This is a genomic window from Trichocoleus sp. FACHB-591, from assembly GCF_014695845.1.
Taxonomy (GTDB): Bacteria; Cyanobacteriota; Cyanobacteriia; order FACHB-46; family FACHB-46; genus Trichocoleus.
The window spans coordinates 1-13132 of record NZ_JACJPA010000096.1 but is presented as its reverse complement, the minus strand read 5'-3'; the positions used below and the strand labels follow the sequence as shown (position 1 = coordinate 13132).

Genomic DNA, 13132 nt, shown 5'->3' with positions numbered 1-13132 from the left:
AGCCCCCTTCCTTATCTCCCACCCAACACTTCCATGAACAGCAAAATTCTGGAAATTGAGAATCTCACCGTTAGCTTTGATGGCTTCAAAGCTCTGAAGCAGCTTAACTTCAGCATGGACACTGGCGAACTCCGAGTGGTGATTGGCCCCAACGGTGCGGGTAAAACCACCTTTCTCGATGTGATCACAGGTAAAGTCAAACCCACTGAAGGGCGAGTGCTATTTAAGGGCCGCAACCTGCGATCGCTCTCGGAGCATCAGATTGCCCGTTTCGGTGTGGGTCGCAAGTTCCAAACTCCCCGCATCTACCTCAATCTGTCGGTGCGAGATAACTTAGCGATCGCGGGCAGTCGGGCCAAATCTGTTTTCTCAACTTTGTTTGGGCGAGCTTCTACCGCAGAGCGGCGTAGAATTGGCGGGTTGCTAGAAACCATTGGCTTAGCAACCAAGGCCGATGGCTTAGCGGGGTTGCTTTCCCACGGTGAAAAGCAGCGCCTGGAAATTGGCATGCTCGTGGCGCAATCGCCAGATTTGTTGTTAGTGGACGAGCCTGTGGCAGGTCTGACCGATGAAGAAACTGCAAATATTGGAGATCTACTGTTGGCATTAGCTGAAAGCCATTCGATTTTGGTGATCGAGCACGACATGGAATTTGTGCGCCAGATTGCTCGGCAGGTCACCGTTCTCCATGAGGGCTCGGTGCTTTGCGAAGGCACCATCGAAGAAGTACAAAGCGATCCGCGTGTGATTGAAGTGTATCTAGGCCAACAGTCAGAGATGCCTGCTGAAGCGGTTAAAGAGGAGATCAGCGCCACATGATGAATTCAGCTAACACCGCGATCGCCCCAGAAATCGCCACAACTCCGTCTCCCATGCTTCAGGTTGCGGGCCTTAACGTCTACTACGGCGAGAGCCACATTCTGCGCCAGGTTGATCTTAGTGTTCCAGTGGGCAAGATGGTTTGCTTGATTGGGCGCAATGGTGTGGGCAAAACCACTCTGCTCAAGACCGTCATGGGTTTGCTGCCACCACGTAGTGGCAACATTTATTTAGCGGGAAATGTGATTAACTCCAAATCCCCCGACCAAAGAGCCAGACTCGGTATTGGTTATGTGCCGCAAGGACGGGAGATTATTCCTCGCTTGACCGTGAAAGAGAACTTGTTGTTGGGTCTAGAAGCTTGTAGCGATCGCAAAACTCGACAGCAAGTAGAAATCCCTGCCGAAATCTTTGAGCTGTTTCCCGTACTTAAGACCATGCTCTCCCGACAAGGAGGAGACTTAAGTGGCGGTCAACAACAACAACTGGCGATCGCCCGTGCCTTGATGGGCAAACCCCGCTTACTCGTTTTAGATGAACCTACTGAAGGCATCCAACCCTCGATCATTTTAGAAATCGAAGCGGCAGTGCGGCGGATTATTGCTGAAACTGGCATCTCGGTGCTGCTAGTTGAGCAACATCTGCACTTTGTCCGTCAAGCTGACTGGTACTACGCCATGCAAAAAGGTGGCATTGTGGCATCTGGCTCCACCCAAGAACTCAGCAACGATGTAATTCAGCAATTTTTGGCCGTGTAAGCCAAGCTCCTCAATCTAGACGACGCAGATCCTCCTCAGGCTGGCATGATCAGGCATGGGAAGAATTTATGTGTTTGAGGGAAAAAGCCAGATGGATGCTGTGACACTGCTGGGTCTCGTAGCTGCCGCCTTAACGACTACCGCTTTTCTGCCACAATTGCTCAAAACTTGGCGCTCTAAATCTGCCAAAGATGTTTCGCTATGGATGCTGATTACGTTTTCCACCGGAGTTTTTCTTTGGTTGATCTATGGTGTTTATATCCAGTCTTTGCCTGTGATTATTGCTAACTCGGTCACTTTTGTTTTGTCATCAATTAACTTGATTTTGAAAATTCGCTACGAATCCTAAAAGCCATCAACTTACCGAATTAGCCTTGACTCATTCCAAGATTTGACTTTAGGCTTGGCTTAGCTTTCACCCTTTTTCGTGAGTTGCGGGTTGATCAGTAGGAGTACAGTGTGGACGGAAAGTTCTGAAACATCTAGGGCTTACGTAGTCAGATGCTCCATAGGGTGAAGTTGTAGGTACAGGGTGTGAGTCGTGGAAGTTTATTAACAATTTGTCAGCCGTATTCTTCAACACATTTAAGTAAATTGCTATTTTCTCGACTCAAACAAGCTGAATCCAAATGGGTGGAGAGACTGCATCACCTCCAACCCAAAATTTTGGTGTTTACCTTTGGAGCCTCGCTAGTTCCCGTCATCTTTCTAGTAGGTGCTGCTTGGCAATTTGGGCATCAGCCACTCAAGGATTTAGAGAAAGTGCGGTTGAATGATCAAGTCCAAGCCTTTCGAGGTTATACCGCCGCTAGCGAAAAAGGATTACAAGATTTATCCGCAGGTTATGCCTTCTGGACTGACTTGTACGATGCGGTACAACAGCGCAACCGGGCTTGGATCACTAAGGAAGTTAGTGACCAATTGGTTTTCTCCACGGACGTAGATGCGGTAAAAGTTACAAGTCAAGCTGGAGATGTTTTAGGCAGTCGGGGGGCAGAGTTACAGTTGCCTGCGGTGCAAGAGCGCATCAGTCGTTTGGTTAAAACTGGAAAAACTACCCAAGACTTAATTCAGACTGATGTAGCGCCTGAGGCGCAGAGCAATTCTGCTGCAAAGCTAGGCCCTCAACGTCAAGTGTTGATGCTGTCTGTCGCGCCTATTTATCAAAGTGATGGTAAGGGAGCTTCACCTGGCACGCTAATTGTGGGGCAAGTTCTGGATGCGGCTTGGTTACAGAAATTTCTCACGTATTCTCAACCAACCACCAAGCTGAAGATTTTCTCGCTGCAAGGTCAGCCTGTCGTCGCAAGTCATAGCGATCTGAAGCTAGATGTTTGGGAAGCCAATCATTTCAGCACCGAAGTTTTGCCCAAAATTCGCCAAGGTCAATCTGTCTATCGCATCGAGCCTCAATCAGGACTCAACACGGTTTATGCACCGCTGATGTCGAGCAATCGGCCTGTGGCGATCGCCAAAATTCAGATTGTTTCTGGTTACTTTAGCCAAGCCCTCACGGCCCTCAGCCAGTTGCTTTGGGGTGGGCTAGGGTTGGCAACATTGCTCTCGATCGCGATCGCTCATTTCCTAGCCAAACAAATCAGTCAACCGATCAAGCAACTAGCAGAACGCAGCCAAACTCTAGCCGCTGGGGACTTAAGCAGTCCCATTCCAGGCATGACCGCAGGCGGTGAAATCGGCCAACTCGCCTGTTCTTACCAGGAGATGGCTGGCTCGCTCAAAACCTTGATTAATGACCTAGAGCACCGAGTAACCGAACGCACCGAAGAATTGGAACTGGCGCGGCAAACTCTCGAAGAACGAGTACAAGAACGCACCGAAGAAGTGCGGCAACAACATCAACAGTTGCAGCAAGCCCACGATGAATTGCAGCGGTTGAACACCGAAGTCACCGCCAAAGCTGAGCAACTCAGCATCGCTTTACGCAATTTGCAAAAAGCCCAAGCCCAGTTAATTCAAACGGAGAAGATGTCTAGTTTGGGGCAGTTGGTGGCAGGAGTCGCCCACGAAATCAACAACCCGATCAATTTCATCTACGGCAACTTGCCTTACATTAGTCGTTACAGCCGCGATTTACTCGATCTGGTACAACAATACACCCAGCGCTACGGCCACGATCCAGAAATTCAACAACGAAAAGACGCGATCGAGTTTAATTTCATCACCACGGATCTGCCCAAGATTCTCACTTCAATGGAAACGGGAGCCGATCGCATCCGCCAAATTATTTTGTCTTTACGCAACTTCTCGCGGCTGGACGAAGCGGAGATGAAACCAGCCAACCTCCACGAAGGCATTGACAGCACCTTGCTGATTTTGCAGCATCGCCTGAATGAGGAAGCGCATAACCTAGACTCGATTCAAGTGATTAAGCAATACGGCCCGCTACCGCCAGTTGAGTGCTATCCTCGACAGCTCAACCAAGTTTTTATGAATCTCTTGAGCAATGCGATCGATGCGCTGGAAAGCTGCTCTCGCGCAGACAAGCAAATTGTGATTCAGACGCAAATGTGTCCCGATAATCAAGTACAGGTGAGCATCCGCGACAATGGCCCTGGTATCCCGTCAGAAATCCAAGAGAAGCTATTTGACCCCTTTTTTACCACCAAACCTGTGGGCAAAGGTACAGGTCTGGGCTTGACTGTGGCTTATCAAATTTTGGAGCGGCACCAAGGCGAAATCCACATCATCTCTGCTCCTGGAGCAGGTACAGAAGTGACGATTGATCTACCCCAGGCAGCCACATCCTTGCCGATAGCGGTATGATTTTCGCTAAGCCGTTTCGATCTAACACCGCATGACTGCTGATGCTGCCCCAGGACAATTGAATTTGAGTGCAGGATGGCAGGGCAGCCTGGAGTTAGAATTTGCCTTTCGCGATCGCGCTACCCATCTCAGCTATAGCCGCAGTCAAGCCCCCTTGAAGCTGCAACGCCCTTTCTATCCGGAAGGGCCAGAGGTTTGTCATTGCGTCCTGTTGCACACAGCCGGAGGTGTCGTGGGGGACGATCGCCTCACCTTAAATCTCCGCCTACAACCCCAAGCCCATGCCTTAATCACCAGTGCCGCTGCCAGTAAGGTTTATCGGAGTAATGGCTTAGTCGCGCAACAAACGGCGCAAATCCAAATTGCCGAGGGCGCTTGCTGTGAATGGCTGCCGCAAGAAACGATTGTGTTTGATGGCGCAAACTACCAACAAAATCTCCGAGTGGAACTAGCACCCAACGCCACCTGGATTGGCTGGGAAATCACCCGCCTAGGCCGCAGCGCTAGGGGCGAACAATTTCTCAGCGGCAACTGGCGATCGCGCACCGAAGTTTGGCGGCAAGACCAACCCTTATGGATTGACCCCCAATGGATTCCAGGCAGTCCAGTGATCGTGAACAGTCCGCATGGCCTAGCAGGACATCCGGTGATTGCCAGTTTTGCTTTAGTAGGAAAAGCGGTAGAACTAGAGCTAATTACCCAGGCGCGATCGCTGTGGCAAGCAGGCGGGTACCCTGGCGAAGCAGGAGTCACCAGCCTCACCGAAGGCTTACTCTGCCGTTATCGCGGGCCTTCTAGCCAAGCGGCCCGTAGCTGGTTTATGCAAGTCTGGCAACTTCTACGCCAACTTTACTTAGGCCGTTCCGCTTGTCCACCGCGAGTTTGGCAAATCTGAAACGGAGATCGCATGCAACTGTCACCACAAGAAAAAGATAAACTACTAATTTTTACTGCTGCTTTGCTCGCAGAACGCCGCAAAGCCAGAGGCTTAAAGCTAAACCACCCGGAAGCAGTTGCCTACATCTCAGCCGCCATCCTAGAAGGAGCCCGTGACGGTCGCAGCGTGGCTGATCTAATGAGCTACGGGGCCACCCTCCTGACTACAGAAGAGGTCATGGAAGGCGTACCCGAAATGATTCACGAAGTACAAGTAGAAGCTACCTTCCCCGACGGCACCAAACTCGTCACCGTCCACAATCCCATCCGATAAATCGGGTTCGCTGAGGCAAAAGGAGATCAAGATGATTCCAGGAGAACTGTTGGTAGAAGACGGAGACATCGAGCTGAACGCGGGTCGTCCTACCATTAAGCTTAAAGTCGCCAACACAGGCGATCGCCCCATCCAAATAGGATCTCACTTCCACTTTTATGAAGTCAATCCTGCCCTGAGTTGCGATCGCGAACAAGCCAAAGGCATGCGCCTTAATATCCCCGCCGGAACCGCCGTCCGCTTTGAACCCGGAGATGAGCGAGAAGTAGAACTCGTCCCTTTCGTGGGCAGTCGCCAAGTCTACGGCTTTAACGCCAAAATTAACGGTCCCCTAGATAGAACCTGACTCCCAGCCCTTTTCTTTCACGGAGGGGAGAGATAGGCAAAAGCTTAACTTTTCCTCTTTAGACAGGATGTATATCAAACCAGCAACGATTCCCCTGCTTAATCATCACCATGTAAGAGCATTGCTATGAAATGGCCAGACAATTCACTTGTAATTTATTCCAACTTGCCAATTCGTATTGAGAGTTGGGCTCCGCCCTCTGTGAAGACAGGGGTTGGCGGTAGTGAGGAGGCAGTCATTTATCTAGGGCAAGAACTTGCAAAATTAGGATATCAAGTAACCGTTTTTAACTCATGCGGTGATATGGAGGGAGAGCATAATGGTGTGCTCTACCAAGCTGTTGAAAAGTTTAATCCTCACGATCACTTTAACGTCTTAATTTTTCATCGAAATTGGCTCCAGCCCATGATGATGAAAGCTCAGGCAAATAAAACCGCTGTTTGGATGCATGATAATCCTCACATTCTGCCTCAAGTGGATGAGATAAAGCATAGTGATTTCTTAGCTAGCTTCGATAAATTATTTGTGTTGTCTCATTTTCATCAGTCTCTTCTGCCAGATTGGATTCCTAAAGATAAAATTTTTATTACCAAGAATGGCATTAATCTACCTGATTTTAATGTCGATCAGCCCCCAAGAAATCCTAAGCGATTGATATATATTAGTGATTATTTGCGCGGCATTGAGCATCTTTTAAATCAGTGGCCAGATATCCTAAAGGAAGTTCCTGATGCGGAACTACATCTCTTTTATGGCTGGCAAACCTATGATGCCTTAGTTCAATCACCACTAATCGAGAGATTCCCACAATTAAAAGGTAAAAAAGAGCAAATACTACCACTACTACAACAAGAAAATGTGTATGAGCATGGCAGGATAGGACATACTCAACTAATCTCGGAGCTGTACAAATCAGGAATTTATGTTTATCCCTGTCATTTTCCTGAAGTTTTCTGTATTTCAGGGTTGAAAGCACAAGCCTGTGGTTGTGTTCCGGTTGTTACCAATTATGCAGCTCTTGCTGAAACGATCCAGTCGGGAATTAAGATTGATGGCTGTGGCGGGGAGCCAGATGTTAACAAAGCCTTTGCAGCAGCAGTGATTGATTTACTCAAACATCCTGAGAAGCAAGAGTCAATGCGCCAAAATGTTATGGCATTAAAACCATTTTGGGGTTGGGATCAAGTCGCTCAACAGTGGCATGACGAGTTTTTGAAAAATTAGTTATGGCAAAGTATTTTGACTATCTTTGGAATTCTCAAAAGCTAGAATTAGCTTGCTTAAATTTTATGTTTAACTTCAAGGATTAGAATTATGAGCTATCGCATGAATCGTCGGGCTTATGCCGAAACCTTTGGGCCTACAGTGGGCGATCGCGTGCGATTGGCAGATACCGAGCTGATCATTGAAGTAGAGCGAGACTTTACCACCTACGGAGACGAAGTTAAGTTTGGAGGTGGCAAAGTCATTCGGGATGGCATGGGGCAGTCTCCCATCACTAATGCCGATGGAGCCGTGGATTTAGTCATTACCAACGCACTAATTCTGGACTGGTGGGGCATTGTCAAAGCCGATGTGGGCATTCAAGACGGGCGTATCGCCAAAATTGGCAAAGCAGGCAACCCCTACATCCAAGATCATGTAGACATCATCATCGGTCCTGGAACCGAAGTGCTAGCGGGAGAAGGGATGATCCTGACCGCAGGGGGCATCGACAGCCACATTCATTTCATTTGCCCCCAACAAATTGAAACCGCGATCGCCTCTGGTATCACAACCATGATTGGCGGCGGCACTGGACCTGCGACAGGAACCAACGCCACCACCTGCACCCCTGGCCCTTGGAACATCTATCGCATGTTGCAAGCTGCTGATGCGTTCCCGATGAATTTGGGCTTTCTGGGCAAAGGTAACAGCAGCAAACCGGAAGGCTTGCGGGAACAGGTGGAAGCGGGGGTGATGGGACTAAAGCTGCACGAAGACTGGGGCACCACCCCTGCCACCATCGACACTTGCCTGAGCGTAGCGGATGAATATGATGTGCAGGTCGCTATCCATACAGACACCCTCAACGAAGCGGGCTGCGTAGAAGACACGATCGCGGCCTTTCAAAATCGGGTGATTCACACCTACCACACCGAGGGCGCAGGGGGTGGGCATGCTCCAGACATTATTAAAGTGTGTGGTGAAGCCAATGTGCTACCGTCTTCCACCAATCCCACTCGTCCCTATACGCTCAATACCTTAGACGAGCATTTGGATATGTTGATGGTTTGCCATCACCTCGACCCCAGCATTCCCGAAGACGTCGCCTTTGCTGAATCGCGGATTCGCCGAGAAACGATCGCGGCTGAAGATATTTTGCATGACTTGGGAGCTTTCAGCATGATCTCTTCCGACTCTCAGGCAATGGGTCGCGTAGGGGAGGTAATCATCCGTACTTGGCAAACAGCGCACAAGATGAAAGTGCAGCGAGGACCGCTCGATGGCGACAGCGATCGCAACGATAACTTGCGGGCGAAGCGTTACATTGCCAAGTACACGATCAATCCCGCTATTACTCACGGTGTTGCGGCTCACGTCGGCTCTATTGAAGCAGGCAAGCTAGCCGATCTTTGTCTCTGGCGGCCCGCTTTCTTCGGCGTCAAACCAGAAGTCGTGGTTAAAGGTGGCCTGATTGCCTGGGCTCAAATGGGCGATGCCAATGCCAGCATCCCGACTCCACAACCTGTCCACATGCGTCCGATGTTTGGCAGCTTTGGCGGGGCGATCGCAGCGACTTCACTCACCTTTGTCTCACAAGCTGCGTTTAATAACGGCATTGCAGCCCAACTTGGCTTACAAAAATTTGCGGTTGCAGTCTCTGGTACCCGCACTCTGAGCAAGCGTGACCTCAAACTCAACGATGCGCTCCCCCGGATGGAAGTAGACCCTGAAACTTATGAAGTGCGTGCAGATGGTGAGTTGCTAACTTGCGAACCTGCGACCGTTTTACCGATGGCGCAACGGTATTTTTTATTCTGAGACAAACTTGGGACTCCTCCTCTTCAACTTGCTAAAAGCATCAGCATAATAAGCTTGCTAAGAATTCAGACATAAGTTAGTAGCCTAATAGGTTACTTTTTCTCCTCTTCTTTAAGAGGAATGCGTATCTCTTCAAAAGGCCCTGATGCAATAGTTGCAATCGACATAGCCAAGATAAAAATCAAAAAGCTTAGAAAATTAGAAACACGATCTGCATGGAATAAATTCACTAAAACAAATTTCAATAAGAAAAGGATTAGAATAAGAGATGATTCAAAACCTATATTTTTAAAGGCATTATTTCTTTTTAGATTAAACTCTTTGAATTTCTGATTATACTTTGTCTCTGTCTCAAGCAAGTTAGAGTTTAGCTTCGCATTACATTCTTGCTGAATTAGCAAGTCCTTTTGCAAATCTTCTTTGTTTATTTTGATTGTTTCTAAATTTTTGATCTGTTCAAGCTCAAGTTTCTTTTGCTCTTGCAGATTGGATTGTAATAATTGAACTTCCAACTTTAGGCTGGCAATCAAAAATTGATACCCATGAGTACTCCATATCTTGTTATCTGTCCATTTCAAAACCTTTTGTAGATTAGTGCCTCTTAATAGCTTGGTTTCATCTTGTTTATTGGAATCTAACCATTCTCCTAGCTCTACAGAGCAGGGTTGTAATTCAGCTATTTCTCTGTCAACCCATTTCTTATCGAAGACAAAACTATAGATACGGTTATAAACTTGCAGCCTATTTTGTCTTTTGATGATTAATCCTGACAAAATCAGATTTATTTCTTCAGAATTGTTTTTTGCTTTTATCTTCTTTCTAAGATTTGAGCGAATCTTTTGGTACATGCTCAACAAACTTATAACCTGTTGATCATTATTTAATATTCGATCTCGAATCGCTCTAAGATGTACTGGCTCATCTTGCGACTCCCAGTTTTTGATTATTCTTGATCTAACTAGATTTTCAATCCATTTCCTTTCTTCTCCCTTAGGGCAGTAAGAATCGCTATTAACAATGATTTGGCAAATTTTTTGGGTTAGAAAAGGTTGACCACCAGTCCACTTGAGTATTTCAGATAAAGCCAGCCTAGGATTAACAATTTTTTCCGAAATCCCTTTCACTAGTGGCTCAACTTCATTTGGTTGAAAACCATTCAACTCGATTGCTCTTCCAATATTAAACGGAGTGCGATTCTTATCCTGAATCAAATCAGAAGGAGTAGCCACACCCAAAAGAGCAAAAGTGATTCGTCTATAAGCTATTTTATTAGCTCTTTCGTTATGACAGTTTCGGATGAATTCAAAAAAATCATCAACTGAAAACTTGAGGCTTAAAACACTATCAATCTCATCCACAAAAATAAAAATGTTATTAGGAATTTCAACTAATACAACCTTTTCGATGAACTCACACAAGCGCTGTATAGGAGAAAAATCTTCATATTCTCGAAGCCAGCTTCGCACATTTATTTTGCTAACCAAGTTTAAACTGCCGACACAACTTAGGATAAAACCTGAGTACCACTGATCTGGGGTAAGGTGCTGACTGCCTGTTCTCGTGAGATCAACAAAACCACAAATAATTCCATCAGTTTGTAGTTTTTGCATTGTTCGCACTCTTAGGCTAGATTTACCCATCTGCCTAGAGTTCAGTACATAACAAAACTCTCCTGATTTTAACCCTTCATAAAGCTTTCGATCGGCTTCTCTTTCAACGTATGTCTGATATTCGGGTGGTACACTTCCACCAACATAGTATTCATATATACCGTTCTCACTCGTAATCATCGAATAGTTCTCAAGCGCTCGTGAAAGTACTGACGATATAAAGTGTTGCGGGGATAAACTTCATTGCCTTGCAGATGAACTAAACCCATACTATTTAATTGAAATGCTAGCAACGACTCTAACTGAACTGGCTCATCAGTAGCCACAATTCTCTTCATTGCTTGGACTAGATCAGAATTTTGCTCCAAATTCCATAAATGCCTTCGTAGATGGTCACCGTATAATCCAGCTTCGGTAGGTGCTGTTTTCAATAAAGTTTCGAGCGTAGTAAAGTTTCGAGCTATATGGTAGAGCGCAACTCTTACAAGATAAGGATGACCCTCTATCATAAACATGAGTTTTTTGACTTCTATTTCAGTCCAATTAAGCCCATGACGTCTAGATAAATCATGTACTTGGATAGCATTTAATTCTGGCAAGCCTATAGGCAATCCGACATTGAAAGGTGACTGATTGATATTCATCGGAATGTAGACTTCTGTGGAATGCACCACAATTAAGCGCAGCTTTTTCCAAATGTCACGGTTTTTTGCATCCTCGTGCCAAGCCCGTAGTAATCCGAAGAAATCAGCTGCGATTTCTGGATACTGAAATACGAGATCTGCTTCATCAAGCCCCAAAGTCAGTGGCTTATCAATGTTTGCCAACAAATACTCTTCAAAGTAGACCGTGCAGTTGTCCTTACTGCCAAAAACTTCATCCCAATAGTCAGCTAGCTTGTTGGATAGTTGTAATCGCCGTCCCACGCTGACACAGAACCAGCGCAAGAACAAATCCAAATCCTTGAATACTTTTCCATCGGCTAACTGAAAGCTCAAAGGAACAGTCAGGTAGCTCAACTCTCCTGCCTGATGAAGAATTCGCGCCATTAAAGAAGTTTTGCCCATTTGTCTGGGCGCTTTAATGCGAATCAATGCTCCAGGTTTTGCGATCGCTTCGTAACACCGAGCCTCAATGGGTGGTCGCTCTACATAAAAAGTTGATGCTAAATCTACTGACCCGTCTGGCAGCTCTGGGTCTGCAACGGGCGATGGTGGCTGAGTAGAATTAATAACTGGAAGATGAGGAGTGATCGGTAAATCTAACTCATCAACCCTTTCTACAGGAGTTTCATCTCCTAACACACTTAGAATTTCTTGCAGAATTACAGGAGTATCATCAGGCGACCGCCACTCTCGCTGTTGAATTCGTTGCAGATATCCCCGTAGGTCATAGTTCAGAGGCGAACTTATAGGGAAGTTCACCCGAATCGGCAAAAGGATAGGCTTTGGCTCTGCTCTCTCGTCGTGCAACTCTTTAGCGTGTCGCACCTCTTCCGTCACCATCTCACTCACTGCCGACTGTTCTGATAGCAATAGCAAGAAATAGTCACAAGCCTGTAACTCTTGGTCGATCCGGTGTGACCAAGTTTCACCGATCCGAATACTTGCGCCTGCCATAAAAGGCTGGTGTCCTGCCTGCTTCAGTGCTTCATAAAACTCCTGAGCCAATGTCAGGTCAGGATCGCGGCTGCGATAGCTGATAAATACCTTGGCACTTTTCTTAGCAGCAGTCATCACAGGTTTTGCAGCAGGTTCAATTAACTGCTTGAGGCCAGACCACTTCTCTTGAACCGTTTGCAGCGGTACTGCTAGCGCTCCTTCCTTGTGGTCATAGGCTGCAACAATTCCAATTACTCGCTGAGTTTCAGCATCAAAAACTGGAGAGCCACTATAGCCTCCCTCTATTTGTTGGGCATCCGCCATCACCCGTAGGCGTAGCATTGGTAAATTGCTGTAGTTGCTGTGAGGATTAATATCTGTGATGGTGCCATCAATCGAAGCACCTTTTGGAAAATCAGCCCGCCCATAACCAATGGTGAGAAACCGATCCATTGGGCTAAAATCTAGCCCTAGGGGTGCAGCTGTTTCCCCAGCATAATTAGTGACACGTAGGACAGCAAAATCATCCAGGATGTAACTACCTAAATAGACCAGATTTACTGACTGCCCACTGATGCGAATCTGCTCCCAACCTCCTGCCGCTTCCACCACATGGGCACAAGTGAGCAGATGGCCTTCTGAAGAAATGAAAAAGCCTGTGCCTTTGACGCTGCCATTAGGGGTGGCGATTGCGACAGTAGAGCTTCTGACTAGATTCCAGCTCATGTAGTAGGGTTACGACTAATCTTTGTTAGGCTGCAAATCCCAAGTCACTTTCACTTTAAGGGATGCTTGTCCAGAAGACTCTACAACATAAACTGAGCCTTTAGCTGTAAAGTTAATGCCAAACCTCAGATCTTGCACCTCGTAATCTGAACCTCCCACCCCTGCTGCTGTAACAGCATGCGCTTTTGCTCAACTTCCTGAAGCAACAGGGCAACAACCACCTCGCCTAGGCAGGCTCCGAGCACGGTTGTCGC

The 13132-nt window shown here is 47.0% G+C and carries 12 protein-coding genes; 9 read left to right on the top strand and 3 right to left on the bottom strand.

Going from position 1 to position 13132, the window contains the following annotated elements; all coding sequences use genetic code 11:
• Positions 1 to 33: 33 nt before the first annotated feature.
• The 9 genes from urtD (at position 34) to ureC (ending at position 8941) form a co-directional block, all read left to right on the top strand.
• Entirely contained in the window at positions 34 to 819 is a 786-nt protein-coding gene (urtD, locus tag H6F90_RS18120; RefSeq protein ID WP_190553712.1) for an urea ABC transporter ATP-binding protein UrtD, read from the top strand.
• Positions 816 to 1577, top strand: a complete 762-nt coding sequence (gene urtE, locus H6F90_RS18115; protein ID WP_370588043.1) for an urea ABC transporter ATP-binding subunit UrtE — start codon at positions 816 to 818, stop codon at positions 1575 to 1577. The genes urtD and urtE overlap by 4 nt, the downstream gene beginning before the upstream one ends.
• Positions 1578 to 1632: 55 nt before the next feature.
• A complete protein-coding gene (locus tag H6F90_RS18110; RefSeq protein ID WP_242024527.1) occupies positions 1633 to 1926 on the top strand; it encodes a SemiSWEET transporter in 294 nt (97 codons plus the stop codon).
• A gap of 284 nt (positions 1927 to 2210) precedes the next feature.
• Entirely contained in the window at positions 2211 to 4361 is a 2151-nt protein-coding gene (locus H6F90_RS18105; protein WP_199296006.1) for an ATP-binding protein, read from the top strand.
• Between the two features lie 31 nt (positions 4362 to 4392).
• Positions 4393 to 5256: an urease accessory protein UreD gene (locus tag H6F90_RS18100; protein WP_190553711.1), complete on the top strand. Its 864-nt coding sequence runs from the start codon at positions 4393 to 4395 to the stop codon at positions 5254 to 5256.
• Positions 5257 to 5268: 12 nt separating this feature from the next.
• A complete protein-coding gene (ureA, locus tag H6F90_RS18095; protein ID WP_190432612.1) occupies positions 5269 to 5571 on the top strand; it encodes an urease subunit gamma in 303 nt (100 codons plus the stop codon).
• 31 nt (positions 5572 to 5602) lie between these two features.
• A complete protein-coding gene (locus H6F90_RS18090) occupies positions 5603 to 5917 on the top strand; it encodes an urease subunit beta (protein WP_190553710.1) in 315 nt (104 codons plus the stop codon).
• Between the two features lie 126 nt (positions 5918 to 6043).
• Positions 6044 to 7141, top strand: a complete 1098-nt coding sequence (locus H6F90_RS18085) for a glycosyltransferase family 4 protein (protein WP_190553709.1) — start codon at positions 6044 to 6046, stop codon at positions 7139 to 7141.
• A gap of 90 nt (positions 7142 to 7231) precedes the next feature.
• On the top strand, positions 7232 to 8941 hold the full coding sequence (ureC, locus tag H6F90_RS18080) for an urease subunit alpha (RefSeq protein WP_190553708.1): 1710 nt from the start codon (positions 7232 to 7234) through the stop codon (positions 8939 to 8941).
• 92 nt (positions 8942 to 9033) lie between these two features.
• Here ureC and H6F90_RS18075 read toward each other — a convergent pair whose 3' ends face one another.
• The 3 genes from H6F90_RS18075 to H6F90_RS31585 are packed head-to-tail and all read right to left on the bottom strand — an operon-like array spanning position 9034 to position 13016.
• The gene (locus H6F90_RS18075; RefSeq protein WP_190553707.1) at positions 9034 to 10731 is read right to left on the bottom strand and encodes an AAA-like domain-containing protein; all 1698 of its coding nucleotides are present in this window, start codon (positions 10729 to 10731) and stop codon (positions 9034 to 9036) included.
• On the bottom strand, positions 10728 to 12878 hold the full coding sequence (locus tag H6F90_RS18070; protein WP_190553706.1) for an AAA-like domain-containing protein: 2151 nt from the start codon (positions 12876 to 12878) through the stop codon (positions 10728 to 10730). Before H6F90_RS18070 ends, H6F90_RS18075 begins: the two co-directional genes overlap by 4 nt.
• Before the next feature lie 15 nt (positions 12879 to 12893).
• The gene (locus H6F90_RS31585) at positions 12894 to 13016 is read right to left on the bottom strand and encodes a CU044_2847 family protein (protein ID WP_370588042.1); all 123 of its coding nucleotides are present in this window, start codon (positions 13014 to 13016) and stop codon (positions 12894 to 12896) included.
• Between the last annotated feature and the right edge of the window lie 116 nt (positions 13017 to 13132).